A 26,150-nucleotide genomic window follows, 5' to 3' on the forward strand; every position below is an offset into this window, starting at 1 on the left:
AGCCGGCAGCAGCGCAACGATGGCCAGAAAGAAGAAAAACAGACCTACGATGACCACGTAGAAGCTGTTGAAAACCTCCAGAATCTGAGAGTTCCAGCTGCCCAGAGTGCTGTTCGCGTTCGCCGGAAAAATCAGCGCCCAAAGCACAAGGGCGACCATTACACCCTTACTGATCAGCGCAATCGGAACGCTGTTATTCTCATAAAAACCACTATCCGCGGTCTTAATGTCCAAATCCGTAAACGGTTCTTTAATCGACATCAATTTCCTCCGTGTTGCCGATTTGATAGGGTGGAAGGCCGTTCTGTTTGCTGGCTCTTCTCTTATGTTTTTGCGGTGATCGCACCGGTCGTTCAGGCGCGCGGCTTTAAATCCTGACCCACTCAGGTTCTGTCGCGCCTTGAATTTTTCCTTGTGATTTCGATGTTAAACGGACACCGAAAAGGCGTCTTTGGTTAAGTGGGTTGGTTGGAAAGGCTAGACACTCTTGGCGTGTGTGGTGCTCCGGATTCCGACCTTTTCGGTCGCAATGACGACGGATTCTGCGAGCCTCATTGCCGAAAAGGGGCGTTTTGGCTGATCGCATTCACCGAAAACGACACAGAGACACGTGAAGCTCAACGTAAACCGGTGCTAGTTTGGAAGTATTACCCAACGGGACGCTGTTCAGGGCTGCGCCTGCGCTTATAGTCTTTGCCAATATACTCTGGTCGTCTTGAAGAGGGGGTGGGCGTGGATCACAATGTCGACATGCTGATTATCGGGGCCGGGTTTTCCGGGCTGACCATGGCGCTTGAGGCGCGCAATCGTGGCCTCCGCAACATTGCCATTCTGGAAAAGGCTGGTGATGTCGGCGGGACATGGCGCGAGAATACCTATCCCGGTGTTGCATGCGATATCCCCTCGCACCTTTATTCGATGGCCACGCACCTAAACCCGCATTGGAGCCGCGCCTATGCGGGAGGGGCCGAGATTCAGGCGTATTTGCAGGATGTTGCGCGCAAGGAAGGCCTCTACGACCTCTGTCATTTTCAGCAGGAGTTGAAGTCGGCTAGATGGGATGGCGCGCGCTGGCAGGTTGAAACACGGTCGGGGCAGATCTGGTCGGCGCAGTTTCTGGTCTCGGCCATCGGTGCGCTGCATCATCCCAGTATTCCGGACATCCCGGGGTCCGACAGTTTTCCGGGCCCGACGTTTCATTCTGCGCAGTGGGATCACAACGTCTCGGTCGCGGGCAAGCGCGTGGCGGTGGTCGGCACCGGCGCTTCGGCGGTGCAATTCGTGCCAGAGATCGCCAAAACGGCCCGCCATGTCACGATCTTCCAACGCAGCGCGCCTTATGTTCTGCCGCGTCCTGACGGCCCGATCGCGCCTTGGGTTCGCAAGCTTTACACGCGGATTCCCCTGTTGCCGCGACTGCGGCGCAAGCTGATCTTCGCGGTTTTCGAGTATCGCCATCGAGTGTTCCGCGGTGATCCGAAAATGGTGCAATACGCCATGAAGTTATGGCGAAAAGAGCTTGAACGCGCGATCTCAGACCCTGCCGAAATCGAGAAGTTGACGCCAGATTACCGGATTGGCTGCAAGCGGATCCTCAGTTCGAACGATTGGTATCCGGCGCTTGCGCGCGACAATGTCGACGTCATATCGCAAGCAGTCCGTTCGATTGAAGGAGACAGGATCATCGCAGCCGATGGCAGCGAAACGCAGGCTGACATCCTGATCTGGGGCACTGGTTTTCACGTCACTGATATGGTCGAACGCCTCGACATCACTGGGACAGGTGGGCAGACATTGCGCAATGCATGGGCGAGGGGGATGCAGGCCAATCTGGGCACAGCCATCGCAGGATTTCCGAATTTCTTCATCCTGCTCGGGCCGCATACGGGCCTCGGCCACAACTCAGTCGTGCTGATGATTGAGGCTCAGGTCGGTCATATCGGTCGAGTTCTGGACGGGATGCATAGCCAAAGGCTGGAGGCTGTTGTTCCAGACCCCGCACGGCAAGCCGCGTTCACCAAGGAAATGCAGGACCGTCATACTGACAGTGTCTGGCAGGTCGGAGGGTGTTCGTCGTGGTACCAAGACGCCGAAGGGCGCAACACGACTCTGTGGCCCGGAACAGTTGCAGAATTTCAAAAACGCATGGCACAATCCGGGTTAGAGCAATACGCCCTGGTTCCAACCGCAGGCAGCGAGGTTTGATATGACGACGCTTCTTATTCTACTGGCCATCTTCGCGGTGTTTCTGCTGGCGATGAACCTGTGGACTCGCAGCCTGATGCGGGAGGGGCTGAAAACCGTTCCGCAGATGGGGCAAATCCTTCCGGTGCGCGGTGGGCGTATTCACTACGTCGAAAAAGGCGACCCGAACGCGCAAACCATCGTGATGATTCACGGGCTGGCAGGGCAATTGCAGCACTATACCTACGCACTGGTCGACAAACTGGCCGAGGAGTATCACGTAATCGCGCTTGATCGGCCGGGATGCGGGTACTCCACACGCGACAGCGCAGATCTGGCCCGACTGTCAGAGCAGGCTCGGATGATTGCCGAGTTTCTTGCGGCCAAAGAGGTCTCTGGCGCGATTCTGGTTGGGCATTCGCTGGGCGGGGCGGTTTCGCTCGCGATGGCGCTCGACTTTCCCGAAAGGGTAGGCGGGCTGGCGCTGCTTGCCCCGTTGACCCAAAAACTGCCGGGAACGCCAGCGGTTTTCAAACCGTTGGAGATTCGCACGCAATGGCTGCGACGCTTGATTGGCAACACGCTGGCCGTTCCCATCGCAGCAAAAACCGCACCGCATACATTGGGCGCCGTGTTCGACCCGGAAACGCCGCCTTCGGATTTTCTGGATCGCGCGGGCGGCGCCCTTGGCCTGCGCCCCTCGGCCTTTGTCACGGCGTCCGAGGATGTGATCGGTGTTGATCTCAGTATCTCCGAGCAAGTGGCCCGTTATGATGCGCTCCGGACACCGGGTGCCATCCTCTATGGCACCGAGGATGCAATCCTGTCCGCCCCTCACCACGGCCCGCCGATGGAGCGCTTTGGGCTGGGATATGAGGTGATTGACGGGGCAGGGCACATGATCCTGATCACCGAGCCTGACCGCTGCGCCGCTTTCATCGCCGGTGTCGCCTCTGGCATTGCGGCGAGCGCCGCTCTTCCGCATGAGGGGCAGCCGACGAACTGAAAGAATCCGTAAGTTGGGGGTGTTTTCCCTCTTGACCCCCCCTGACCGCTCCCTTAAATCGCCTCTCACTCATGGCGGAGTAGCTCAGTTGGTTAGAGCAGCGGAATCATAATCCGCGTGTCGGGGGTTCAAGTCCCTCCTCCGCTACCAAATATCTCTCTCAATACAGTGTTTGTACTCAGGTATGTTGTGAGCACCATAAACCTTGCCATGTTTTACCCACACAGCGCCCTAAGTTGAACGTCGGAGCGTTTGCCACTTAGTCGATTTTCTTTCTTCGTCCAAAGCTGCCCAATTTCGACGAATATTTGCATCTTTTCGAGTAGATTGCCTCGAATGCGCTTCTAGTAAAGTGCCACAATACTGATCTTAAGTATTCTCAGCAGATCCCGAGGTGATTGTGGTGTCCGAACCCCGTTCGCTTAGCTGACAGGTATATTTGGGGCCTCTGCGGCTATTGTGGGCTTCCCGTATTCGTGTCGTGGTGGAGCAAATAGCCGCTGTAAATCCAGTGTATTGAGTGGGACAGGACCTTGCTGGACGGGCCGGTATTTTTCGCGTACTAGTCAGCCTCTTGAACGCAGATTTCGCGCTGCATAAGGTGCTACATGGGGTCTGCGTCAAAGTGCGAATGTGTATTTAGATTCCACTTTTTCGCCCACAAGTCCGCAAATTCTTTCATTAGTTCCGGCCTGTCTTCAAGCAAAGCCATGAGTTGACAAGCGGCCCACATAGCCGCGTAGCCGTCGGCGTCTTCGCTTTCTAACTGAAATGCGTTCATTGCAGCGGTGTAAGGGGTTGAGGGCTCGTGCATCTGCCAAATGGTTCCTTCAAGTCAATAAAAAAGAAAACCCTGACAAGAAACCAACGGCAACCCAAACTGAAGTAGCTGAAAAGGTCAAAGCAAGGTCCAACATCCATTCATCCCCCGAATTTCATTGCGTATCTCGGCCATCAGACTTTTCAGGCTAGGAAGCGCATTCAACTGTTAATGAATACGGTTGAACACGCGGAAAACAGGCCGTTAACATTCTGTTCACGAATCCAGATCCGCAACCCAGCCGGGTCTGACGTTGCATCACCCTTGAGACGGTCAAGAACGACCCAGTTTTTCAGTGAGCAGCCTCATGTAACTGGTCCAACCTGATTGTTAGTGCATCATCGGCCTGTAGTCCATTGGGATGATGGTTTCGGGCGCTGGCGGGCGATAGCCCAGAGCACTGTGAGGCCGCTTTGTGTTGTAGCGTCTCCTCCATTGTTCGATCAGGATTTGTACTTCGCGCAGGCTTTAGACGATTTCGCCGTTGAGTAGCTCGCCCTGAACCGGCCATTGAAGCTTTCGAAGTGTTCGTTCTCCCACGGGCTCCCAGTTTCAATGGAAGCCGTCTGGCCGCCGACGGCGGTAAAGGAGACATTGACCGCCCGAATTCGCACTCAAAGGGTCTAAGGCCCTGGAGATCTTCGTGCTTTGGTTTGTCCATCCCGAGACAGACGCGTGGCAATATCGGTATCGAAAACAAGTCAAAGGAACCTCGTCACAGACGCAGCGGCAAGCGCGGCCAAGATTTTTTGTAGAGGGCCCACTTTTTTACCTGAATCCCCTTGAACCCTGCCAGCAACAATCGTAGACAGCCGCTCACCGATGGGGTGTAGCCAAGTGGTAAGGCAGCGGTTTTTGGTACCGTGTATCGTAGGTTCGAATCCTACCACCCCAGCCACCTTTTCCAGATGTGTCGTCCGGTGTGAATGAAAGCTTGTCCGGATTGAAACGCGTTTTTTGTCGGGCAAGAACGCAACTTTTACCGAAACTAGCGGTTACGCATATGGATTGCGGCCAAATTGGCTGTTTCCGTAGTTTCTGAGAACTACCACTTTATTTGGAAACTGGAGGTTCTGGACCGGACACCCCCGGCTGGGATGCTAGACTTCCGACCGATAGTCTGACGGAATGCAAAAGCGGCCAAGGCCTTCTACAACTTCGCTAATAAACGTGTGCGACTTTGCCTGCCAGCGAACATCGCTACGGACAAAGCTCCTACCTACCGTCGTGTCGTTTGCGAAATCAATGGTCGATATGATCCGCTTTTCGTCAGTATTTAGCACATCGATCGAAAGCGGTGAAACAATCTGATTAAGAGTGATCACGCGCCGCTAAAACGATTGCTCGGATACCGACACAGCATTTGACCGTTGCGACCAGACAAATCAACTCTGAAAGGCCAGAAAAAAACACGGACCATCAAACGCGGCCACTACCATTGCAAACAGCAGTGTGTCATTGCAGAGTACCAGTTCACAGTGCAGTTGTTCAACGTTGCATGACCCGACCACTCTAGACGGTGTCAATCAGGCCCTAATCGATTTATTAAACAATCCTTTGTTAGCCGTTTGTCTCAGGTTGCCGCTACTATGTCGCGTTTCTTGCCATTTGGTCTTGGCTATCGTTACTTGGGGTGTCATGGAAACTTGGTAAGCTAACCTTCGAAGGCTTATCATGGGTTTAACTAATTGCGTTACTCTTTGGCATTCATTGAAAATGACGGAAGATCAAAGAATTAAACTTAGTCGGTTCAAAGCAGCCTTTGGATCAATAATTGTCATATCTGAAACGGTCACTGCTGTTGAAGAAAGATCAGCGGAACAACAAGGTATTGCAAACCTCGAAATACCGGTGAGCTTAGAAGATGCAAGACCACTAGTAGATTGTACTTTCGGAGCTAACGTTAAAAAGGACTTTCTTCCGGTGAGGTCAGCGACCAGCGCTTTTACTGTTTCATTCTTTTCGGTGGTGTATGACACAATTCTGCCTTGGCACGAACCAAACCAGTTTCGGGTAAAACAATGATCTCGGTACCTAGAATTGTGTTGTGGTCACAGCTTTCATTGCTTGAAGGGTATGACCTACCATTGGATTCAGATAGTGACACGACATTTTTGATTGACGTCGAACCCTTACACCGAATCAAAATTGGTGGACCGCTACGCCTAGACTTATTGGAGATAGGTTTTACTTATCTACCTGGTCCAGTGGTTGAGCAAACATTACTGTGCAGACGAAGCTATCCAAGTCCTTCTGCCATCAGAAGCCATGTCCCAGATTTTGTTCCAGAACGGCGAATCTCTTTCCACTACTTATTTGCACTTAACAAACTACTGATGGAAGTAAGGAACGAGTTATTGGGGGATTTGAGGCTAGACCGAGACCTTACCTATTTGTCTGGCCCAATTTGATCGCTAGTTTATCACTGGTCTGCTATCTACCGGGACGATGTTTTTGACGCAAGCGTGCGGTCGCCCATTGTCTTTGCCCCCTAAAATTGGGCCACTACTTTGGCCGAGGAGGGGGAACAAGAGATGGCTCGGAAGCGATACTCGGACGAAGACACTTTGAAGCTGTTGCGTGGGATCGAGTTAAAGTTGGCGGTTGTTGATGACTTTGTCTAGGCTTGTCGTGATGTGGGGATCAGTGACGCGACCCTCTACACTCGGCGGGATGGGGCGGGCACAGTGGCTGAATGGAATAGCCATGAGAAAGAGGAGGCCCGGCTGAAGAAGGTCATTGCAGAGGTGGAATCGGATCGGAGTGTTTTCAATGAAAACCTCAACCACAAAAAAAACCTTTGGGTCTGACCCTATAGCGGCTTCGTCAAACTATCGTTCATACACTTCAGGAGCAGGCGACATCGGGGCGTGGACGCCGCGGGTGAGTAGACCAGCGCAGAGTTTTTTCCAATACCATCCGTCAATTCGAGATGATTTCCCGCAATCGCTCCTCTGATCTTGTCAACGAAGTAGTACGGCCGGTATGTCTGCCGAAAGACCACCGAACTGATTGGTTTTTTGAGCTAGGTGGTCAATCATAAGGAGGTCTAGCGACTACGGTACGAGGCCGGGTCGCAACTCCCAAAGCGCCAGAAGGAGCGTAGACTACGCCATCGCCGGAACAGCTCGACTAGGTGACTCAGGTTGACACAACCAAACGATGGATGAGCCATTGACTTCTTGCAAGACAAGTTGGGTATCGGTCGAAACGAGAAGGTCTCAATGCTCTGGGTGAGTACACCAGACGCGCATTGTGGCTGATCGTCCGAAGTAAAATCAGAGCACACGATATTGAATCCGCTCCTGTTGAAAAACGGATCTCTGGAGTACATCCGTTTAAACAAATTGGCTGTGCTTCCGGATTGGTGACCTTATTGAGCACTCAATTGAGACATGGTGCCAACCCGCGAGCATCGTAAAACGAACTTACTGTGTTCAAACTAGTACGAGAATCGGCTGCGACCTACCAGTCAGTCTGCGCGCTTGTGGAGTTTGAATTTGAAGTGTCTGAACGTGTTCAAATCTTTCTATTTTAAGGATGGCTATCTGAAAGTACCATTTGAGGCCGGCCTCAATGTTGGACCGAAGAGTCGTTTCGCCAATAGTCTATTCTGGAAATCAGAATGTGGCGCAATGACAATTCTGACGTTGTTTCTTTTGGTGATCGTCCTGATATCCGCTGGATTTGCAGTCGACATGATGAGGTACGAACGTGAAAGGGCAATGTTACAATATTCTCTCGATCGAGCCGTTTTAGCGGCCGCAGATATGGATCAGACTCTTTGCCCAAGGGATGTAGTTAAAGACTATCTAAATAAAGATGGCCTTGATCAGTATTTGGTTGGAGAGCCGACAGTAGAGCCCGATGTTTGCGGAGATGTGGAAGTCGGTACTGAGAACGCGCGCCTTGTATCCGCTACCGCAAGAATGGGAGTCAAAACCCATTTCATGAGGTGGAGCGGAGTGGATACGCTGACCGCAACGGCCAGCAGTTCCGCCGAAGAAGCCAGGGGCAGTGTCGAAATTTCGCTGGTGCTGGATATCTCTGAATCGATGGAGGGCGATAGACTGGATGACCTCAAAGCAGCAGCAGAAAAATTTGTTGATGATATCTATAGCAACGGCGATGTAAATGATGCGTCAATTTCCATTGTGCCTTACAATCAGCAAGTGGCCCTCCCAGATTTCCTTTTCGACGAATTGAATACCGTGGGGCGAAACAGTTTTGGGAACTGCCTGGATTTTCGACCAGAAGATTTTAGGACTTCAGAGCTTAAGGCGATCAAAGCCTACGATCCAGATTCGGGTCTTAGGATAACTACGCCATCGATTCCACAAACTCTACATGCTGACTCGAAGTGGCATGACCAGGATACCCGAAAAGATGGCCGAACCGTGTCGAACAACGAATGTCTGGGCAATAACAAAAAACCGGATAATTCAGCAAGTAGCGATGCCTCTCCTGGTCTCCGAGAAGTCACTGTTTTTCAAAATGACGTCGATGTCTTAAAGTCACATATCCAAGGCTTAGAGGCGAGTGGCTACACGTCAATTGATGTTGGAATGAAATGGGGGGTGGCGCTTTTAGATGACAGTATGAAACCCGTTATAAAAAGGCTTTCGGAAGCTGGGGATGTTCCAGCGGTGTTTTCTGATCGCCCTTCGGAGAATGCGTCGAGCGATACTCTGAAGGTTATCGTTTTAATGACTGACGGACGAAACACGAGGCAGGAGTATGTCAACCCGCCTTTTCATTCCGGATCGTCAGATATCTGGTGGAATGAATCAGAAGATATCTATTCTTTCTACGACGCTGATACTGATAGTTTCTATTGGCCTTACATCCAGCTGATGGAGTGGGATGCCGACAACGGTTGGTATTGGGCTAGAGAACAGAACCAGGACCATGCCTACGGTGCATCCGACACATTTATGCAATACAGATGCGCCAGTTCTAGCAACGGAAATTGCGATACTATTGATTACTCCACTACAAGAGAGAAATCAGAAGGGGAAACCGCCGTCGAGTTATCCTGGCCTGATCTTTGGGAATACTCGACATTCGGTTTCATTTCGTTGCTCATAGGCGATGGTTTTGGTGAAGAAAAGAAAGATGAATTCGACGAAGACTCTATGACAAAACTAAGGTACCCGTACTCAAATACTGGAAAGGACGAAAATACAAAAGCTATATGCAACGAGGCTTATTCGGAAAAGATTATTGTCTTCTCTATCGCCTTTAATGCTCCTGAGATTTCCAAAGCACTTCTGAAGAGCTGCGCGAGCGAAGACGCTACATACTATGAAGCAACTGGCAGTGATATCTCGGATGTTTTTGCATCAATTGCCTCTTCGATTTCTTTGCTTAAGCTCAAATGATGAAACGTTTCATTGCAAAAAATACTCGCTTCTTTTGTCGCTGCGAAAAAGGAAATGCGTCAATAGAGTTCGTTTTTTGGTTCCCCATTTTCTTTTTGTTAACCGCGTCAGGTATTGATTTGGGTCTGACGTCATTGCGCTACGCGGATCTTGAAAGAGCCTTGGATGAAGCGATTAGAGAAGTTCGTGTGAACAATTTGCCGGTAGGAGAGAGTGTTTGGACACACGATGTTCTTAAAAGCATGATGTGTGAACGGGTATTGTTTATCCAGGATTGTTCGACCGACTTGGCTCTTGAAATGAAGTCAATTGATCCGTTTGCAGCATTTTCTGATGAGAATTTGGACCCTACACCTTTTTGCGCAGATACGCCGGAGACCATTCATTTGCCGGAAGACAGGGTTTTCGCACCAGGAACATCAAATGAATTTATGATTGTTCGAGCATGTATCGAGGTGTCTCCATTGTGGTCAGGGTCATGGGTCGGGAAAGCCGCATCGACTAGAAATAGTGGCCAAGTGGAACTTTATGCTACAACGGTGTTTGTCCATGAACCCCTTTAATCTCAAAATCGGGAGAATTGCGCAGCTTCGCCTATCGCGTTTCAGAAAATCTCAACATGGGACGATCGCGATCGAAGCTGTTATGATGTTTCCCTTACTTCTATGGTCTATCGTGGCATCATACACTTTTTTCGATGGTTATCGAGAGAGCTCGAGATTGTTGAAAGCAACCTACACTGTTTCAGATCTTATTTCGCGGGAAGAATCGACGATTAACTCCAACTATATAAATTCAGTTCACGCTGTTTCACAGAGTATGCTTTCATCTGCATCTGATCTGAGTATTAGAGTTTCCTTTTTGCGTTTTGATGAAGCGGACGACCAACATCGCGTTGCTTGGTCATGCACGCGCGGAATAGCGTTTGATGAAAAAAGAACGGATAGTAACATCGGCTTAATCAAAGAGCGGCTCCCAGAGATGGCGGACAATGCTAAGTTGGTCTTAGTCGAAGCGCAAAACAGTTACAAAGCTCCGTTCAGGCTTCCACTAGCGGGGTTAAATAGATCAACTATGAATGCGATGGTTTTTACTCATCCTCGTATCCTCGATGACATTAAGGCCGAAGGTGAATGTTGAAGGTAGTTTCGGTGGCTTCGACAGCCAGAGTGCCCGATTCCCCATGCTGAGTTTTGAACGCCCAGTAAGCGCCTATTGCATCTGTTGACAACCGTCTCAGGTGTAACTGTACAAGCCCGTAGATTGGGTTCTGTCGCATACTTGTTCTCCACCCGTCGGGTCGAGGGTTCATTTGATAGCGCGTGCTAAGAAACTTAAGGGAGCACTTCAGATGGTGTCTCAGCTGACAGTACGGCCAGACGACCCATCATTCCGGCGCCTGTAGATCTTTAATGGGGCCAAGGGTTTCGGAAGTTTCGACCAACTCAAGACGGTCAGGGTCAAGAGTCGGAAAACCGGGTTTCACATGACGCTTTTTTATCAAGACTGGAGCCAGATCGTTGAAATTTGGGGCAAGGGTGCACAAGCCTTGGAAGACTTCAAGGGCACAAGGACTCTCTGCTACCGAGTATTCCCCTACACGCGGCTGGATGAACAAGACCAAGCTGCGCGACAGCTCCAGCCTGACTATGGCCAAAGCCGAGTATGGTCGTACGGCAACCGGTCGGGTGATTCAGCAATGGACGACGCAAGACCAGAGCAATCTGAACTACACCCATGATTACGCAGGGCGCTTGACAGAAGTCAGCAACCGCGACGGCATCACCAGCTTCGATCAGAGTTTCACCTATGATGCGGCTGGCAACATGACCTCCAACAGCCATGTGGGGGACTACACCTACGCTGCTGGAACGCACCGTCCCATCTCGGTCAATGAAGAAGTCTTTGCATATGATGCCAACGGCAACATGACCCAGGGCCTCTTTGGTAAGGTCATGACCTATGACGGGGAGAACCGCCCCCGCAGCGTGACCTATAGCGAGGTCAAAACCGAATATGTCTACGGCGCCGATGGCACCCGGCTCAAGAAGATAGACAATGTCGGCCTGCCCACCGAGACCGTCACCGTCGCATTCGGCGATGTCGAAATCCGAAACTACGGACAAGGCGCCACAGAAGAGATCATCACCTGTCCCCACCCCGATGTCCGCCTCGTCAATGGAGCGCCCAGCTACCTGCACCGAGACCAGCTGAACTCGGTCCGCGTCATCACCGGCGACGACGGCGCTATCACCTCTCCTCCGTTTCCTACGGCTCGCCCGATGGGATGCTCACGATCTTTGGAATAGCTATGCCCTCGGTGTAAAACGCCCGACCGCGCCCGCAACCGTTTTTTGCAACCGCTGGCAAACAACTTGGCAATGCCGACAGGTGGGACGGATGTTGCCACAAAACCCTCAACGCCACCATCTTGAGACATGCCGACATTGAGAAGCGGGCCAAAACAAGCCAAGACCTAGCGGAGAAGTGACCCGCATGGGAAATGTCGACCCGATGAATCGACCAAGCGTCTCAGATTGAGGAGACACAATATGAAAATTGATGAAAAGGGCCTGGGTAAACTTGAAAAAGAAGCGGACAAAATCGCTGCGGCTATTTTCCAGCAGGCCAAAATCATAAACCAGGCGGAAAAGTCGTCTCCTGTCGCGAAAAAAGCACTGGCACCGGTGAAGAAGGCGATTGCAGTGGCAATGAAGCAGGGTAAAGTCGCGCAAAAGGCTATTTCGACAGCCAAGAAGAAAAAATGCGTCGACGAAAAGGCGAACAAAGACCTTCTGCTTCAGGTGTCGAAAGCTGCCAAGACTGCATCGGCGGCCAAGAAATTGATCGGTCATGAAGCAACGCATGTGGTGCAGCAGGCCGTGCCGAAAGCGAAGCCGAAGCAGATGGAAAAGACCTTGGATGAAAAGATAAAATTTTGGCAGTACCTTGAAAAGAATGCCAAGTAAGCTCAGGGTATAAGTGGCAGCCTAGAGCGGAGAAGCGCTTCGCGAGGCCCTGACGTGGGCTCTCAAGGCATGAAATGCCGTGCGCGTGATAGTTCTGTAATGAACCTTTAACTATGGACTCGCTCGACTGCAGACGGTGGATGGTCGCCGGCTCTGTTGCAAATTTTCGATTTGCCGGCAGCTATCGAACCTTTAGGCACACTTATGCACCCAGTTGACTTTCGATCAGTGCGACAGCCTCTGTCATGATGCAAGGTCCGACGCCGAAAGCCCGCTCGATCATGCGCTTTTCTCCAACCGGATCTCTGGAAAGGTTGAAGGCGCGGCCTTGCCCTTTTCGCAGTGCTCTCATGACCTCGAAACCTTTGATCGTCGCATAGGCTGTTTTCATCGTCTTAAATCCGCGCACCGGCTTAATCAGCTGTTTCAGCTTACCATGGCCGGCGTCGAAGATGTTATCGAGATATTTCACCTGTCGGTGCTCTACATCTCTGGTTGTGTCGCAAGCTTTGAGCCTGGAATGACGAGAATGCGTGATCTGAGGTTTGTATTGGTCGAATAGTTTTCGAACAGGTTGTTTGAACATGATCTCGTTAAAGGGCTGTCATTTCCCCAAGGGTGCGGTTTTGTACGCAGTTTACTTCTATCTGCGGTACACGGTGTCCTATCGTGACTTGGATGAGATCATGGCTGAGCGCGGTGTCAGAGTTGACCATGCCACATTGAATAGGTGGGTAGTGAAATACTCGCCGATCGTTGCAGCTCGTGCGCAATCAAAAAAGCGTCCAACGCTGAGTTCATAGCGCATGGACGAGACCTATATTCGTGTTCGCGGCAAGTGGATGTATCTTTAACGAGCAGTCGACAAAGCGGGAAACACTCTTGATTTCATGCTGTCTGAGCGCAGTAACCGTCCAGCAGCCGCCAGGCTCTTGAGCAAAGCGCTGGCTTCCAACGGAGTCCCAAACAAAATCGTCATCGACAAAAGTGGCGCCAACGCAGCGGGTATTCGAGAGGTGAGCAGGATCCTGAAGCGGTTCGGCTGTCTAGCCAAAGTCCAAACGGTCAGGTCCAAATTTTTAAACAACATGATTGAACCGGATCATCGGTTCATAAAGCGGCGTGTTCGGCACATGTGTGGGTTTAAGTCGTTCGAATCCGCCTCAGCCACATTGGATGGCATTGAGGTGGCCAACATGATCCGAAAACAGCAATTCCCCAGCACTACGACCTCCGGTTTTCAGGTGTTTGCCGAGATCGCAGGATAGGTGTGTCCAGCAGTCGACTGCCTATGGTCGTTCTAAAAGTTTGCGACAAATACCGTCGGCCTGCTCGTTTCTCGGAAGAACACTACTTGCACGTATTTCAGGCGCACGAACAAATGATTGACCCCGGGTTTGCGTGAAGCAGCCATTCGTTGTGTTAAGGTCAAAGGCAGCTAAGGTCCGCTCAGCCGTCCAGCATTGTTTTTTGGTGTTGGCTTTATCCGCCCACTGCTATACTGCGATAATGCTGAGATCAGCCGCCTTCAAAACCATCATGCTCGCGCTTGTCATCGTGCTTGTTCTCATTGGAGTTTGGATCACGTCTCAAAGACAAAGCGTTCGCTGGAACTGGGCAGAGCTTCAAAGCTTTCGTGAGAAAGAAATATCCATGCCATTGACGGCCGCTTTCCGGGATGATGTCGGGTTTGTGTGCATAAACACGCCCTACTCTGACCCAACACAGCTACCGAAAGATAGTTCTGCGTCGCTGGTTGATCAGCTCGACATCTCTTGGGTGCCGGAGAACGCCATTCGGTTCTCACTATTCAACCCCGAAAAGAAGCTTCTTCGTGAATACGACCAGCCTTTTGTTACCGACCAACTTGTTTTTTCCAACACTGGACTACGCAGCTTTTGTGGGCCAACTGGTACGCTCAGGCTAAGAGTTCATGGCACGCCTGAGAGGCTACTAATCGAATTGTTGTACCCTGACTAACGGGCATCCGCGTCCGTGGTTGGAAAAGCAGACCTTGGCGCAAGACCAGCGAGCGGCAGAAAAGTCCCGCGTATTTCCTGTTCGGACGTGGCACGGTGAATGTTCAGTTTCGCACCAACCAGTATTCGTTACCGCCCTATAATTGCACTTAGCCGGACTCGACCCCTCTATAGATCAGACGGACCTGATTGAGACATGTGACCATCCACGCGAGACGAACAAGGGTCGTTTTGGTGTCTTGCTCTCAGTAACTTAGCCCAAACCATCAAGAGATGAGTTTGGAGGCTTAGATTGGTAAGCTGCGAAACAGCGCCCACGCGCGAGAATACGGTGAATGGTGGCCGTTTGGTGAAGTGGAAGGGATCGGTGGTCAGCATTGCGCCGTCGGTCCTTCTATTTGCGGTGTTCGCTACAACGATTTCTATCGGAGCGGCCAGAGCTCAAACGATTGTTGATACACCTCAGACCACACCGTTAGAGATCACGACGGATGAGGATGCGACAATCACAGACACCGGCGCGGTAGATGTATCGAACACTGACCCAGCGGTTGAGATAAGCTCCGACTATTCCAGCATCTTCACCAACAATGGCGCTATTTCGACATCTAACCGCAGAGGTTTGATACTGAATGGAGCTCTGCTGCAGACAGGTCAGATCTTGAACAATGGAAGCATCACTGCGGCTAGTGAGAATACATCTGGAACTGTAGCAGGCATTCGGATAACTGGCACAGTCTCTGGCGTTGTAAGAAATACCGGCACAATCAGCGCAAGCGCCACCAACGCGTTCGGCGGTGCTGCCCGAGCTATCGGCATGAATTTTAGCGATGCCGTGACGTCTACTGCGGTGATCGACAACACCGGGCAAATCACGGCAACAGCGAATTCCGAAGAAAACATTGGAACTGACGCGTTTGGGTATAATTTTGGCAGAAGTGTAGATACCAGTGTCAGTAACAAGGGGAGTATTCTTGCTGAAGCAATTGGGGGTGGTAGAGCGCTCGCGTCCGGTTACTTTTTTCAGGGAAATTTTAGAGATAGGCCTCAACTAATCGGTGATATCCTTAACTTTGGCTCGATCGAGGTTACCGCGGTTTCCACAAATGGTCGCGCACGTGCTTATGGTAGTTTCGGAGAAATGACAGGCACCCTTGCCAATAGCGGTACTATCACAGTTAGGGCTACTGGTCTTACTGAGGCTAGAGCTCAAGGTCATTACTCTATTAATTCCCAAAACATTGATGTTATCAACCTTGGAACGATTGATGTTGCTGCGACGTCGACAGAACCTTGCGGTTTTTTTTGGTGCACGTATGCGGATGGCTTATATGTCGATGGATCCAATACAGGGAGTATTGCCCACGGCGGCAGGGTGAAGGCTCGTGCGACTGGTTTTCGTTCGACGAGAGCTTCTGCCTACACTGTCGATGGAAATTTCGACGGCAGTTTTCTAAGCTACGGCTCAATGGACGTCGCTGCAACTTCCACAACTCTCCGAGCAGTCGATTTAGCGTTGGCTTCTGGCCTTTATGTGGAAGACGCCATAACCGGCAGCATTACCAACTTTGGCCCGGTTACCGTTCAAGCTACGTCCAATTCTAAAGCGATAGCAGGCGGTTACCTTGTCTACGATGTTATTGGCGGTGATTTTCGCAACTTCGGCAATATTAATGTTACTGCGACAACCAGCGGTTCCACGGCGACTGCCGATGCCTATGGTCTTTTTGTTAATAGAGGCATGGATGGAACGTTTTCGAACACGGGGGTGATCACCGCGTCTGCAACCGCTACCGGAGGGGGGATTGCAAATGCCTATGGTGTCTACTTTGGCAGTTTTGATGGCGTGATCACCGATGTCGGCACGATCTCGGCCTTCTCCAATACCGGCACAGCCTATGCCATCTACCTGGGCGGAGGATCCGGGACACTCAATATCGACTCCAAAGACAAGGTGACCGGTCTGATCCGTGTTGAGGATCACGATGTCAACCTGGACGCGCAGGGCGAGAGCGCGATCTTCTATTTTGAAGACGCAAATCCAGATAACGGCACGTTCACGAAATTGGTATCTGACCCACACTCGGCTTGGTTTGTCGAAGATGAGGGCGGAGCATTTCCAATCTATGCGACTGTGTTTGCTGGTGATGTCGTGCCCCCTGATGATGTTGTAGCCTTTTACGGTAGCACCATCGGCAACAGTCGTCTTGTACTGGACTGTAATGATCCTCTGGACGTGCCGCAGGAGATTGGAGGGTCTGCTGCGCCGACCCTTGGGCTAAGACCTTTTGCCGTGATCGACGCCGAATACAACCAGTTTGAGACGGCCCCTGGCAATGACACCAATCTCACAGTGTTTGATGGCAGAGCCGGGTTTTCGACACGGTGCGATAGCGGCCTTGCCTATGCTGTCGGAATGGGTGTGTTCTATGCGAATGGGGACAGTAACTCAACTGACTTCGATACCAATGGGTTCTATCTTGATGCTGCGGTCGAACGCCGGTTCGGCTCATTCACAGTCGATGCTGGTTTCGGGTTTGGTTGGCTTTCCACGGATAGCACCCGCCAGATTTCCGGGAGTTCAGACGCAAAGGCCAACTACGACAGCACTGTCGTCACAGCGCATATCGGGGTCGAGAAAGAATTCAATCTCAGCAACAGCTTTGATCTGCTAGCATTTGGCGAAACACGCTATACCCGTCAGAAAAATGATGGCTATACCGAAACCGGTTCGGACGCGAATGCAACTGTTGGAGACACAACGACAGAAGTCATCGAAGCTCGTTTGGGACTGGAGGCAAACAAGGTTCTCAACAACGATGGTGTGTTGAAAGGCCAACTCAGCGGAGTGCTGCGCAGGGGGCTCGGGGACACCGAGGCCGATGTCACGCTGTTCTCAGATACGCAATCCCTGACCGTCGCCTCGATGGACTTCACAGGCGCCAGCATAGGGCTTGGCTATGAGCAGAACTTGTCGCAAGGCGTCCGGCTTGAGCTAGCAGCAGAGCAAGAGATCGGCAGCAACGCTCAGGGCCCCTTCGTTCGTGCAGCACTTAGGTGGGTTTTCTGAATCTCTACCGCGTCAGATCATCAATGATGTGGCGCAGTTCTTCTTCGGGATTTGTTGCAAACTTTGAGACTGGATTGACGAGCATGCGTACAACGATATCTCTAACTAGCAGTCACATAGCTTTTGAAAATCAACGGAGAATTCCTGCCATTTCGGGGACCGCTGTTGAAGATGCTGCTGGGGCGAGTGAACACGCTTTACGATGGTTCTATGTTTAAGCTCGCCTCAATTCGTATGGTACGCCACCGGTCAAACGAATTGGCGGATTTTGTAGCAAAGGGTACGACCTGCTTTTGTGCCTTTTTCAACAATGCGTGCCAAATTCTGACTTGGAAGACGCACAAAGTACGAAATCAGAAATTGAAACAGTGTTTGTGTAAGATGAGACAGCTTGGCGATGCGAGCCATGACTATATGCGTCAAAACTGCCTCGCGTCCTGTTTTTCTGATTGGAATAAAGTTGATGTCCCGCCTATTGGTTTTGGCTTTGCTTTGTCTGCCTGCGGTGGCGGCTTTTGCCCACGACCATAGGGAACTAAGCGCCTTAACCCTGTTGTCCAGCAATGAAACCATCCTCGGTCAAAGGGTGATCTATCCTACCGGTGACGCACACATCACTGGTACTTTAGTGACGATCCCTGCTGGTGCTGAAACAGGATGGCATCACCATGATGTCCCGCTTGTAGGCTACGTTCTAGAAGGAACTCTTACAGTCGACTATGGCGAACATGGGGAAAAAGCCTACTCTACTGGAGAGGCGGTACTCGAAACTATAGATGTCCCGCACTATGGCCGAAACGATGGCCCGGGTCCTGTGCGAGTCCTTGTCTTCTTCTTGGGCACGGAGGGATCGAAAAACACTGTGGCCGCGGAATAACCCGAATGAGTAGTCGCGCAATGCAATTAGCCGCTTTGACATGTTTTCTGGCTTTTGGCCCACTGACTGCAAACGCAGAAACTTTGATCGTGTTCAGTGGTTCAGCCGAGGATACATATATCTCTTCGTACCATGCCGAGAGTTTGGGTAACAGGATTCTTTGGCAATCGGACCTTACCGACAAAGATGGCAATCGAATTGGAAGCAACGCCGGGTCCTATGAACAAATTTCGCGTGACGGGCATTACATCTGTGACTTTGTTAAAGATCACGATGGCCATGGCATGATGACGTTCTCGGGGGTGCAGGCTCAAGAACCTGGAACATCCCGCATCACCATAACGGGTGGAACAGGCGACTACGAGGGTGCAACAGGGATGCTCTCGTCTCGCCCTATTGAGAACCGATCTCGTTTTAGGTTTGATATACAATACAACCTTCCACCAAATCACTAGAAATAAGGTGCCTCTGACCGATGCGCCCGATTGGAAACGGTGACTTGAGCAAAGCACACAGTGTGTCAATCCGAGTCCGGGTAAAACGAGTAGTTGTAGCCTCGGTGGTGTCAGTTTTGGGTGCGATAGCAAATCAAACCCACGCTCAAGACAATGTCGTCACGATTACAGCTTGGGCAGACTACATACCGGATGATGTGATTGAAGGCTTCGAAGATAGGACAGGGATCAAGGTGGTTTATAACTATTTTGACACTCTGGCATCTCTTGAAACGAAGATGCTAATCGGTGACAGCGGTTACGACGTAATTTTTCCCTCAGCACTTGTTGCAAACCGATTGATACAAGCAGGTGCGTTACAAAAGCTGAATAAGAATAGGCTGCCCAATATCGGAAATCTCGATGCAGAAATCATGAGTTTCCTTGCTCAACATGATGACGGAAACCAGTATGGGGTTCCGTATCTTTGGGGAACGACTGGTGTCATCTACAATCCTGCGCTGATCTTTGACCGCATGAAGGACGCACCGATTAGTAGCCTTGATATCTTATTCGATCCCGACTTGGTGTCGAAGTTTGCGGATTGCGGTATCGCTTTTATCGACTCGCCTGAGGAAGTCGTTGCAATAGCACTAAACTACCTTGGTCTTGATCCTTTCACCAAGGACAGTCGGGACTTCGAAAAAGTCGAGGCGCTGCTAAAACCAATCCAGCCGTATATCCGCCATTTCAACACTGGTTCGATCATCAATGAATTGGCACGGGGGGATTTGTGCCTCGTGCTTGGTTGGAGTGGTGATGCGGGTTTGGCCTACGCAAATGCACTGGAAGCTGATAACGGTTTGGAGATATCCTTTGTAATACCCGATGAGGGTACGGAGGTGTTCTTTGACTTTCTTTCGATACCTGTTGATGCGCCTAACCCGAGCGGCGCTCATGCGTTTGTCGACTATTTGATGGAACCAGAAGTGATCGCCAGTGTCACCAATCTCTACTACTATCCGAATGGTAATAAAGCATCTCTCGAATATGTTTTGGACGAAATAAAAAGCGATCCGAGTGTCTATCCAACTCAGGAAATGATGGCACGGCTATTTCCAAATCTCCCACGCGATCAAAAGACCCTGCGGGTACTAACAAGAGCTTGGACACGCTTTAAGACTGGAAGATTACCATGATCTTTCCCGCACCGTAGCGATCTCGAACATCTTACGCGACAGCGAAAATTTTCGTGTACAAGTTGTCACTCGATAACGGCTTTGTTTATCCAAGTTTGAGTTTCCAGATCATGACCTGCCCCCCGAAACTTCCCTCGTTCTAGTGTAGAGTTTGCTCGAGTCTGTTGCAAACTTTTGACTGTTGACGCCCATAAGTGCTTTGAGTGAATGGATATCGAAGTATTGAATTCGAAATTCTGTTTTTATGATATCTTTCAAATGCGCGCAGTATCCGAAAGATGTGATCCTCTTCGCTGTGTTCTTTTATGTCGATACGGTGTGTCATATCGCGATCTAGAAGAGATCATGCATGAGCGAGGCGTTGCAGTGGATCAAACGACGCTGACCCGAAGCAACTGCGCCACCTTACGGTAGCCATGCCGGCCATAGCTCTGATGAACTAACGAGATCGCTAGAAGATCAGGGCATGGATCACGTTCGCAGTACCCCGAACCACCGTCTGACACAGAGCAAGATCGAACGATGACACCAGACCTTGAAGAACCTATCCTACAGGCAACCTACTGTCTGCCCTGTGCGCTCGAACAGGCTATCGGCGGCACCGACGCGGCGCAAGAGCGCCTTCCATTTCTTCGGAGTGATCCTGTCTTTGGGTAAGGCGGTCGCCTTGAACACACCCGCAAACTTAGAACCCCGATCGCCTGATAAGCGATCGGGGTTCGAGGGGGTAGTCTACGAGGGGTTTTAGATCCGTGAGTGAGTGAAAACTCACGGTAGTTGATCACACTAAACCACGGAGGTCTGGATTCGACGACATCTACACGTCTCAGATCTTTTACATCCCGTATCAAAACTGAGCTGCTGCCCGCGAAGGGATGCCTACAAAAAAACCCGACCACGGAAGAGGTGGTCGGGAAGTACTCCAGGATGAATCGCTGTAGTATTGACCCGTGGTTAAACGGAAAAACAACGCATACAGAAAGCCGGAAATCATAAAGCCTGTCACTGCCTGTTCATCCCAACACGCCGGTCAAGTATCTCAAGCCCTTCCTGGTCTCTGGTGGTTGCCGTGTCGCGACTACGTCACCAGATGCACGAATGGATGGGCACCGAGCCTGATGACTCATGATCCAATTGAGGCGGAAGAGGTCGAGGTTTACCAGGAGTCAGTCGCTGAGACATCAATTGCCGCAAAATGAGATAGTAGCCCACGGAGCCGCCATATCATGGGGCGGCTTCCCACCTGTAGAGTAGCGACATTGCATAGAGCGCTGGGTCTTACCAGTTCTCACATAGGATGGATCCCAATGACATTGCATGTCGGTGCTCTTGGGAGAGAACACAAGGCGAAACGCACGATGTCCGATGAGCGTATTTACCAAATCACCTTCGAAACAAGCGTGTCGGGAACAGTCACACACATCGTTAAATCCACGCCTGGTATCTGTGAAATGGACAGGATCTACCGGGCATACCCCGGACAGAACATAAAGGTCCTGGGAAAAATCGATCTAACCCAACATCTCCAAAGAGTTGTTTCTACTCTGGCGGAGCAGGTAGCTAAGAAATCAGCTTAGTTCTCGCTTTTTCCATGGTCATCGAAACACTCAAAAGCGAGGCTCAAACGATGGCACTCAAACTCTGAAACAGAACGTGAAAGCCGGTGAAAAAGATGGCACGAACTTTTGAAGCCGCTGCGAGGTTCTCTTTGCAACCACGGATGACGATAGCGGAGAAATCAAGTCGATCAATGTTTGAAACGAAGTGTTCCCCAGCGTTGGAATGGTGGCATTCCCGAAACGGAAAGACGACGACGAACAGAACTGAGGGAAGGGTAGGGCAGCGCAAGTCGCCTTTTTCTTTGCTCTGGCTCCGGGCCGGTCCCGTCATCCCGATCCGCCGTCATCCTGCGTCGGGCTGGTCAAGGGGTAAACGCCGCGTGGCCCGAGTGGTCTCGGGGTCAAAAACCGATTCCTCCCACGCTCAAGCGTGCGGTTCTCTCTCATTTTTAACCTAGTACCCGAACCCACAACAACCCGTGTTTCGCCAAACTTTCGCCCAGAATCCGCTTACGCTAAGGCATCGAAACAGATGAAAACCAGATTGGAATCCCATGAAAAAAGCAGCTCTTCTTCTTACCGTACTCCCTTTCCCAGCTTTTGCCGAAGAGCGCGTGTTTGAATGCGAGGCACCGGATGCGGAGCATCCGGAAATGGCCGCCAAGCTTGTTAAATATGATGGTGAGCAAAAAGGTCATATTACGATAGGTGACATCGACAAGGATGTCGCGGTGTACCCGGGGTTGGACACACTGACCTATCTTTACATCGGCGAGAATTACACGCTGAGTTACAATGTTCACCCGGAAAAGGGCACGTTTGACTTCACGACCTCCGGCAGCAAGTCCGGTTGGGGCAAGGGGAAATGCACCGAGGTTACGGATCATTAGCTTCCCAGTGCTTTCTTTAGGCTCAAACTCACGGCAACGATCAAGCCGACTGGCTTGAAGAGCGTTTTGCCGATTGCCGTCGGCTCGCTGGAGATAGCACATCGCTAGCGGCACAAGAGCCGCTCAGTCCGCTAACAGGAGGCGCTCAAACAGAGAGCACTCCCATTGATATTCCGAAGAGTAAAGTGGTTAGGTATGCTGTGACCCAAATCAATGTTTGAATCCAGGGTAAGCGTTTTCCCAAGTGTAAAAGCCCGAATGAGATGACCAGCGCAATGACGATTGTCAGTCTCAAGATTGGAACTTGGAGTAAAATAATAAGTACAAGTACGGGCAAACCCCCCACCAATAGAGGACCCATGAGTGTCACATAGGCGATTCCAGAAAGCAGGCCGTATAGGGCTTTCTCAGAGGAGATCGCAAAGTAGCCAACGACTGCAGGGATCAGTATGACAACAGCAATCGGGATTGCCAAGCAAGCGGACACAACCACTCCCGCAAGAGGGTGTTGTAGTGTCATACGATACTTGCGCCAATACGTCCGAAACCTACGCTTGCAACTCTTACGTCTACCGAGTGATTTCCTAGGCCCTTGAGCCATTCTTTGCGTACCTCCGCTTCAATACGTGCCCGAGCTAGGGAGGGGATGGTTCTGACTGAAGTGGTTGGAAAGTCTGTTGGGTGTGCGTAGACGAATGCACAGCATAGCAAAACTGACAGTAAACTTAACCGGGGACAATTACTCGGAACCAGTTGAGCGCATCTGGCTAAACACGATCGAGCTCCCCGGAGCAACTCCGCTCACAGTCAGAGGAGTAACTCTTCAAGTAAATCAGCAAGGTGCAAACGGCGATAGAGGCATAGCTAGCGCCAAAGTAGCACGTCACTATAAGCCAAATTGGACAGCCCAGAAGTGTGGCCGATAGCGACGCCAAACCACCAACAATCAAACTAACAATTACAAGACCTAGACTCATGAAAACACCCGTTAACCGCTTAGAGACTGTATTGCGGCAGGCCGATTTCCTCATAGTGTCTGGCGTATCAATTCATTGTTGCGATGTTTCAATTTATGCTTTGAATGAACGATCTCGGTGTTTCGGTTCATATCTACTATTCGCTAAATGGAACTGGGAAATCAATGAAACGCTTGTGAAGCCTGCTACGGCGTCTGCGTTTGACCCACACTTCAGGGTTGTTGAGCTCTCCATTGCAGTTCGACAAGTACAGCCTCCCTTTGCGTCCAACGCGTTTCATACGGTTGTAGTACGGGGCAAGCCATGACTGAGCGAAGGTTGAATGCAGGACTCACTCAGCTCGATCTGTTGATAGCCTTGGCAATGATGGGAATGATTACTGTCGTACTTGGTAGTGCAATAGGCTTCAACCGGTTATCAATCGAAGCTTTTGGGGCGCGCGTGGTAATACAACAATGTCGACGTCCCAAGGTCTTCCTACTATGCATCGCTATAGCGGCAACGGTCAAGTATTGGTCATGCATATTGACCCTAAGAATCAGTTCGCAAGCTTGCAATAAGACATAGGAGTTCATGCGCCACTTGTGCTGCAGCTAGTGATGTCATCTGAGCGTGGTCATAGTCGGGTGCAACTTCCACTATATCAACACCAACAAAGTTCAATCTGCTCTTCGCGGGTATTGACGGCAAAGCGCGAAATATCTCCAGAACATGCAGTGTGGAGAGCCCGCCAGGGATCGGGGTGCCAGTCGCTGGTGCGAATGCTGGATCCAAACAATCGATGTCGAACGATAGATAGCACGGGGTAGGCCCAATCCTATCGACTATTTTTCGTGCGGTATCCTCAGGCGATGTCAGCATCACCTCGGGTGCGTGCAAGCGCAAATAGGCGTCGTCGTTGCGATACGCGGTTCGAATTCCAATTTGTAGCGAATTTTCCGCGATGATTTGGCCTTCATCCAGGGCATGACGGAACATTGTTCCGTGCTGGTTGTCCGGTCCCACGCTCGTATCAGAATGCGCGTCGAAGTGCAGCAATGCGACCGGCCCTACGATTTCGCTGACCCCAGTCAGCGAGCCATAGGTCACGTTGTGGTCGCCCCCTAGCGAAAACGGAATAGCTCCTGTGGTTGCAATCTCTCGGGCGCGGTCCAGAGCCGCGCGCGAAAACTCCTGCTGCTGACCGTAGGTGTACTCAATATCCCCTGCATCGATAACCGATAACTGATTAAATGGATCAAATCCCCATGGCCAGACTTCGCCCCACGAAAGCTGTAGTGAGGCCTCCCGAATGGCTCTCGGCCCGAACCGTGCCCCGGATCTGTTGCTGGTTCCAAGATCACTTGGCAAACCATATACTACGACATCTGCTTTATCGTAGGCTTGGCTTACGCGCCGCCTAAAAAAAGTCGAAATGCCGGAGAACGAGTTGGCAGTGATTGGTCCCTTAAACATCTCACCATCGCGCTTACTCACAGTTTACCTCTCTCTTACATGGTCTGGTCAATCACAGTCAGACAGTGACGCAGTGTGCCTAACAACTGATGGGCATCGTTATGTGAAAAAACCAATGGCGGCCTGATTTTAACAATGTTGTTTGATGCACCGCAGACTGAGACCAATACGCCATTGCGTTTCATTTGGTTAACGAGTGCGGCAGCCCTTTTCGGATCAGGGCGGCGAGATGACTTGTCTGAAACTACCGGAATGCCTAAAAACAGCCCTTTGCCTCGAACGCAATCCATAAAGTTAAAGTCTCGGGACATCGTGTCGAGTTCGGATTTTAAAAAGCGGCCTACGGAATTCACATTTTCTAGAATGTTGTTTTCTTCGATTACATCAATCACAGCATTTCCAACCGCCCCGGCAACGGGTGTCCCGCCGAAGGTGTTGAAGTATTGCCGTTTCTTGGCAAAGGTCGAAAATATCTCGCGGGTCGAAGCGACAACCGCCAATGGATACCCAGCACCTATCGGTTTACCCATTGTCACGATGTCGGGCACTACACCGGAATCCATAAAGCCCCAGACACTGTCACCTAGGCGGGTTAACCCTGATTGCACCTCGTCTACGACGACCAGTCCGCCCATACTACGCACGTTCCGTGACATTTCGGCCAAGTACTTGGGAGGCGTCGTAAAAATGCCGGGCGCATCGAAAATCGGATCAACAATGAACATGGCCAAGCCGTGGCGTGATTTCGCCAACTCGCGAACAATGGGCGCGGCCCCGTTCGCTAGCTTTTTTCCGAAACTACCAGTCTCGGTTTCGTCGTTGGTTTCATGTGGATTGGGTACAGGGACTGACCTCACGAAACCGGGGGTTTCGTTTGGAGGGCCACCAAAGAGCGAGAAGTCTGCAACAGCGAGTGCGTTTCCGTGGTAAGAACCATCAGACACCAGTACGCCTTTGTTACCCGTCACTGCGCGGGCCATGTCATAGGCAAGTGCGTTAGCCTCGGTACCACTGCACACAAACGCGCAGGTGTCGATTGCGGCCGGGAGCGTAGCGACCAGGCGTTCCGCATAGCGCACGATATTGTCGTCTAGGTAGCGGCTGTGGCTATTAATTAAGGACGCCTGCTGCGTTAAAGCCGAAATAACGTGTGGATGGCAATGCCCCACCGATGGGACATTGTTGTAGCAATCTAGATACGCCCTGCCGCTTTCGTCCCATATTGTGACGCCTCTAGCTCGAACGGCATGAATAGGAGTGTCGTAGTGATGAAAGTAAGTCGGACTAAGCACAGTCTGCCTGCGTTGCAGAAGCGTTCGGGAAGGGCTCAGTTTGTCCATCCTTAGATCC

At 51.1% G+C, this 26,150-nt stretch carries 19 protein-coding genes, 2 tRNA genes and 6 pseudogenes; 20 read left to right on the forward strand and 7 right to left on the reverse strand.

What is annotated here, in order from left to right; genetic code table 11:
- Positions 1 to 261, reverse strand: a pseudogene (locus ACR0C3_RS11100) (BCCT family transporter); the annotation flags it as partial.
- A 471-nt stretch (positions 262 to 732) separates the two neighbouring features.
- On the opposite strand from ACR0C3_RS11100, the gene ACR0C3_RS11105 reads away from it, so the two are divergent.
- The 3 genes from ACR0C3_RS11105 (at position 733) to ACR0C3_RS11115 (ending at position 3,340) form a co-directional block, all read left to right on the forward strand.
- Positions 733 to 2,205 (forward strand): flavin-containing monooxygenase, encoded by a 1,473-nt coding sequence (locus ACR0C3_RS11105; protein WP_480758497.1) that lies wholly within the window; start codon positions 733 to 735, stop codon positions 2,203 to 2,205.
- Between the two features lies 1 nt (position 2,206).
- A complete protein-coding gene (locus ACR0C3_RS11110; protein ID WP_480758498.1) occupies positions 2,207 to 3,190 on the forward strand; it encodes an alpha/beta fold hydrolase in 984 nt (327 codons plus the stop codon).
- A 73-nt stretch (positions 3,191 to 3,263) separates the two neighbouring features.
- Positions 3,264 to 3,340: transfer RNA gene (locus ACR0C3_RS11115), tRNA-Met, on the forward strand.
- A 1,000-nt stretch (positions 3,341 to 4,340) separates the two neighbouring features.
- Here the strand turns inward: ACR0C3_RS11115 and ACR0C3_RS11120 are convergent.
- Positions 4,341 to 4,594: pseudogene (locus ACR0C3_RS11120) on the reverse strand (integrase core domain-containing protein); the annotation flags it as partial.
- Between the two features lie 239 nt (positions 4,595 to 4,833).
- Here ACR0C3_RS11120 and ACR0C3_RS11125 point away from each other — a divergent pair.
- From ACR0C3_RS11125 to ACR0C3_RS11160, 8 genes and pseudogenes are all read left to right on the forward strand, one after another.
- Positions 4,834 to 4,908: transfer RNA gene (locus ACR0C3_RS11125), tRNA-Gln, on the forward strand.
- A 776-nt stretch (positions 4,909 to 5,684) separates the two neighbouring features.
- Complete coding sequence (locus tag ACR0C3_RS11130) at positions 5,685 to 6,035, forward strand: hypothetical protein (protein ID WP_480563957.1); 351 nt, start codon at positions 5,685 to 5,687, stop codon at positions 6,033 to 6,035.
- A 1,490-nt stretch (positions 6,036 to 7,525) separates the two neighbouring features.
- A complete protein-coding gene (locus ACR0C3_RS11135) occupies positions 7,526 to 9,391 on the forward strand; it encodes a Tad domain-containing protein (protein WP_480563959.1) in 1,866 nt (621 codons plus the stop codon).
- Positions 9,391 to 9,954, forward strand: coding sequence for a TadE/TadG family type IV pilus assembly protein (locus ACR0C3_RS11140; RefSeq protein WP_480563960.1), 564 nt, complete (start codon positions 9,391 to 9,393; stop codon positions 9,952 to 9,954). The genes ACR0C3_RS11135 and ACR0C3_RS11140 overlap by 1 nt, the downstream gene beginning before the upstream one ends.
- Positions 9,941 to 10,531, forward strand: coding sequence for a TadE/TadG family type IV pilus assembly protein (locus tag ACR0C3_RS11145; protein ID WP_480758500.1), 591 nt, complete (start codon positions 9,941 to 9,943; stop codon positions 10,529 to 10,531). The genes ACR0C3_RS11140 and ACR0C3_RS11145 overlap by 14 nt, the downstream gene beginning before the upstream one ends.
- Before the next feature lie 265 nt (positions 10,532 to 10,796).
- Positions 10,797 to 10,931, forward strand: a pseudogene (locus ACR0C3_RS11150) (TraM recognition domain-containing protein); the annotation flags it as partial.
- 70 nt (positions 10,932 to 11,001) lie between these two features.
- The gene (locus tag ACR0C3_RS11155) at positions 11,002 to 11,700 is read left to right on the forward strand and encodes a hypothetical protein (RefSeq protein WP_480563964.1); all 699 of its coding nucleotides are present in this window, start codon (positions 11,002 to 11,004) and stop codon (positions 11,698 to 11,700) included.
- A gap of 243 nt (positions 11,701 to 11,943) precedes the next feature.
- Positions 11,944 to 12,360, forward strand: coding sequence for an eCIS core domain-containing protein (locus ACR0C3_RS11160; protein ID WP_480563966.1), 417 nt, complete (start codon positions 11,944 to 11,946; stop codon positions 12,358 to 12,360).
- Positions 12,361 to 12,562: 202 nt separating this feature from the next.
- Here the strand turns inward: ACR0C3_RS11160 and ACR0C3_RS11165 are convergent.
- A pseudogene (locus ACR0C3_RS11165) lies at positions 12,563 to 12,853 on the reverse strand (DDE-type integrase/transposase/recombinase); the annotation flags it as partial.
- A gap of 91 nt (positions 12,854 to 12,944) precedes the next feature.
- Between ACR0C3_RS11165 and ACR0C3_RS11170 the strand changes: the two are divergent.
- From ACR0C3_RS11170 to ACR0C3_RS11180, 3 genes and pseudogenes are all read left to right on the forward strand, one after another.
- Positions 12,945 to 13,628, forward strand: a pseudogene (locus tag ACR0C3_RS11170) (IS6 family transposase).
- 271 nt (positions 13,629 to 13,899) lie between these two features.
- Positions 13,900 to 14,340 carry a hypothetical protein gene (locus tag ACR0C3_RS11175; RefSeq protein WP_480593182.1) on the forward strand — a complete coding sequence of 147 codons (441 nt, stop codon included), beginning with the start codon at positions 13,900 to 13,902 and terminating at the stop codon, positions 14,338 to 14,340.
- 291 nt (positions 14,341 to 14,631) lie between these two features.
- Positions 14,632 to 17,409 (forward strand): autotransporter family protein, encoded by a 2,778-nt coding sequence (locus ACR0C3_RS11180; RefSeq protein ID WP_480758501.1) that lies wholly within the window; start codon positions 14,632 to 14,634, stop codon positions 17,407 to 17,409.
- Between the two features lie 249 nt (positions 17,410 to 17,658).
- Here ACR0C3_RS11180 and ACR0C3_RS11185 read toward each other — a convergent pair whose 3' ends face one another.
- A complete protein-coding gene (locus ACR0C3_RS11185) occupies positions 17,659 to 17,973 on the reverse strand; it encodes a hypothetical protein (RefSeq protein ID WP_480566503.1) in 315 nt (104 codons plus the stop codon).
- Between ACR0C3_RS11185 and ACR0C3_RS11190 the strand changes: the two genes are divergently transcribed.
- From ACR0C3_RS11190 to ACR0C3_RS11210, 5 genes and pseudogenes are all read left to right on the forward strand, one after another.
- Complete coding sequence (locus ACR0C3_RS11190) at positions 17,873 to 18,286, forward strand: cupin domain-containing protein (protein ID WP_480563972.1); 414 nt, start codon at positions 17,873 to 17,875, stop codon at positions 18,284 to 18,286. The genes ACR0C3_RS11185 and ACR0C3_RS11190 overlap by 101 nt on opposite strands.
- Before the next feature lie 5 nt (positions 18,287 to 18,291).
- On the forward strand, positions 18,292 to 18,741 hold the full coding sequence (locus tag ACR0C3_RS11195; protein ID WP_480563974.1) for an allene oxide cyclase barrel-like domain-containing protein: 450 nt from the start codon (positions 18,292 to 18,294) through the stop codon (positions 18,739 to 18,741).
- 44 nt (positions 18,742 to 18,785) lie between these two features.
- Positions 18,786 to 19,919: an extracellular solute-binding protein gene (locus ACR0C3_RS11200; protein WP_480563976.1), complete on the forward strand. Its 1,134-nt coding sequence runs from the start codon at positions 18,786 to 18,788 to the stop codon at positions 19,917 to 19,919.
- A 244-nt stretch (positions 19,920 to 20,163) separates the two neighbouring features.
- A pseudogene (locus ACR0C3_RS11205) lies at positions 20,164 to 20,309 on the forward strand (IS6 family transposase); the annotation flags it as partial.
- Between the two features lie 132 nt (positions 20,310 to 20,441).
- A complete protein-coding gene (locus ACR0C3_RS11210) occupies positions 20,442 to 20,576 on the forward strand; it encodes a hypothetical protein (RefSeq protein WP_480566915.1) in 135 nt (44 codons plus the stop codon).
- A gap of 963 nt (positions 20,577 to 21,539) precedes the next feature.
- Here the strand turns inward: ACR0C3_RS11210 and ACR0C3_RS11215 are convergent.
- Positions 21,540 to 21,809, reverse strand: coding sequence for a hypothetical protein (locus tag ACR0C3_RS11215; RefSeq protein ID WP_480563978.1), 270 nt, complete (start codon positions 21,807 to 21,809; stop codon positions 21,540 to 21,542).
- Between the two features lie 223 nt (positions 21,810 to 22,032).
- Between ACR0C3_RS11215 and ACR0C3_RS11220 the strand changes: the two genes are divergently transcribed.
- Positions 22,033 to 22,368 carry a hypothetical protein gene (locus ACR0C3_RS11220; protein WP_480563980.1) on the forward strand — a complete coding sequence of 112 codons (336 nt, stop codon included), beginning with the start codon at positions 22,033 to 22,035 and terminating at the stop codon, positions 22,366 to 22,368.
- Between the two features lie 1,508 nt (positions 22,369 to 23,876).
- Here the strand turns inward: ACR0C3_RS11220 and speB are convergent.
- Positions 23,877 to 24,821: an agmatinase gene (gene speB / locus ACR0C3_RS11225; RefSeq protein WP_480563982.1), complete on the reverse strand. Its 945-nt coding sequence runs from the start codon at positions 24,819 to 24,821 to the stop codon at positions 23,877 to 23,879.
- A 14-nt stretch (positions 24,822 to 24,835) separates the two neighbouring features.
- A complete protein-coding gene (locus ACR0C3_RS11230; protein WP_480758504.1) occupies positions 24,836 to 26,140 on the reverse strand; it encodes an aminotransferase class III-fold pyridoxal phosphate-dependent enzyme in 1,305 nt (434 codons plus the stop codon).
- Positions 26,141 to 26,150 lie beyond the last annotated feature (10 nt).

The organism is Ruegeria sp. CK3 (genome assembly GCF_056536565.1).